We start from the raw sequence: 2492 nt of genomic DNA, 5'->3' as shown, positions 1-2492 counted from the left end.
GTCGCCCGGGGCCAGCTCACGGCCGCGCCGCCGCTCGCGGCCGAGCGTGGTGTCGACGCGGCCTGGGCGCAGCGGCTGCGCGCCTACTGGCGCTTCGCGGGCGGCGCGAACCTCTCGGCCTCGATGCAGGCGCTCGCCAAGGTCGGCGTGTCCGATGGGCTGCCCGAACCCGTGGCGACACCGCTCGCGGGCTTCTATCACCCGGGGTGGCCGCGCATCGAGACCAGCATCGAGGCCGTTGAACAGTTGCCGGGCACGGACGGCACGGTCGCGATCGCGGTCAATGCCGCCACCGTGACCGGCGAGGACACGGCCTGGCTCGACGCGATGATCGCCGCGCTCGCGCAGCGCGGCCTGCGCGCCTATGCCTTCTACGGTCCGCGCCAGCAGAAGGACCTCTACACGCGCATGACCCAGGCCGAGGGCGGCCGCCGCGTGGCCGACCTGATCGTGAATGCCGCGCTGGTCTTCACGCCCAACGAGCGCAAGGCCGAGCTCGAGCGCATCGGCGTGCCGGTGCTGCAGACCCTGCCATCGCTGGCCATGGATGCGGCGCAGTGGGCGCAGAGCAAGGACGGCCTGGCTCAGTCCGACATCGCCGCCTACTACAGCCCGAGCGAACTGGCCGGCATGACCGACCCGATGCTCGTGAGCGCGCGCGATGCCGCGAGCGGCAGCCTGCAGCCGCTGCCCGCGCAGATCGAGGCGGTTGCCGACAAGGCCGCCGCGCTGCTGCGGCTGCAGCGTACGAGCGCGGACCAGCGCCGGGTCGCGATGCTGGTCTACAACTACCCGCCGGGCGAGGCCAACTTCGGCGCCTCCTTCCTCAACGTGCCGCGCAGCGTGAGCCGCATGATCGCGGCGATGCAATCGGCCGGCTACCGCACCGAGGCGCCCGCGCCCGAGGCGCTGATCGCGCAGGTGCAGGCCACGCTCAAGGCTTCCTACCCGGCGCCGGGAACCGACGAACTGCAGCCGCTGCTCGCGCAGGGCCTGGCCGACACGCTGCCGCTCGTGCGCTACCTCGCGTGGTTCCGCGCGCTGCCCGTCGAGACGCAGCAGCGCATCGAGGCCTACTGGGGCGCGCCCGAAAGCTCGACCCAGCTGCGCACGGTGGACGGCGCGCCGGCCTTCGTGATTCCGCGCGTGCGCTTCGGCAACGTGGTGGTGCTGCGCCAGCCGCCGCGCTTCGAGCCCGGCACGGCGGTGAAGGACAAGGCGCAGCAGGTCTACCACCGCTCGGCGGTGCCGCTGGGCCACGCCTACCTCGCCACCTACCTCTGGCTGCGCACGCAATTCGGCGCCTCGGCCGTGGTGCACGTGGGCACGCACGGCACGGTCGAATGGTCGGCCGGCAAGGAGCGCGGGCTGTCGGTGCAGGACGATCCGCTGCTGGTGCTCGGCGACCTGCCCAACGTCTATCCCTACGTGATGGACAACCTCGGCGAGGCCACCACCGCCAAGCGCCGCGGCCGCGCGACCATGGTCAGCCATTCGACGCCGATGTTCTCGCCCGCCGGCCTGCGCCCGGGCCTCACCCAGATGCACGAGCGCATGCACGACTGGGAGACGCTCGCCCCCGGCCCGGTCAAGGCCGCGCTCGAACGGCAACTGCTGGCCGACTTCGTGGCCCGGCACTACGACCGCGACCTGGCCTGGACACCCGCGCGCATCCGCGCCGACTTCGCAGGCTTCGTGGCGGTGCTGCATCCCTACCTCGACGAACTCGCGCAGACCGCGCAGCCGCTGGGCCTCGCGACCTTCGGCGAGGCGCCCGATGCCCGGCGCCGGCGCGCCACGTTGCTGCAGATCGTCGGCAAGCCGCTGGCGACCGCGCTCGGCGAGGACCTCGACGAGACCTTCCTGCGCGAGCCGGCCGACATGGCCAACTCGCCGCTGGGGCGCTGGGTGGCGCGGGTGCTCGACGATGCCGCCTTCGACGGCGTGGCGGCCGTGCCCGCGCAGCCCGCGCAGGCCGAGACCCTGCGCGCGCTGGCCACGCGCGTGCGCCAGCTCGACGCGACGCTCGCGCACAACGAGGAGATCGAGGGCCTGCTGATCGCCCTCGACGGCCGCTACCTGCGCGCGAGCTATGGCGGCGATCCGGTGCGCAATCCCGACAGCCTGCCGACCGGGCGCAACCTCTACGGCTTCGATCCCAGCCGCGTGCCCACGCGCGCGGCCTGGGACACCGGCGTGGCCGCCATGGACGCCTGGATCGCCGCCTATGCGCAGTCCCACGGCGGCAAGGCGCCCGAGAAGATCGCGTTCACGCTCTGGGCCGGCGAAGCCTCGCGCCACCAGGGCGTGCTCGAGAGCCAGGCCTTCCATGCGATGGGCGTGCGGCCACGCTGGGACGAGGCGGGGCGCATGAACGGCATCGAGGTGCTGCCCGCCGCGGCCTTGAAGCGGCCGCGCATCGATGTGCTGGTCAGCGTGACGGGCTCCTACCGCGACCAGTTCCCGCACGTGATGCGCTGGCTCGACGAGGC

Annotated in this window: 1 protein-coding gene; it reads left to right on the top strand. The window is 73.1% G+C overall.

The annotated features are described in order from the left end of the window. Nucleotides 1-2492 (top strand): cobaltochelatase subunit CobN (locus tag AC27VN_RS38725; RefSeq protein ID WP_490880106.1); only part of this gene is annotated, 2492 nt, incomplete at both ends.

This window comes from Variovorax sp. 20P10.2.4 (assembly GCF_058244205.1).
Note: the sequence above shows the minus strand (reverse complement) of the source record. Positions and strands in the feature narration are given on the sequence as shown.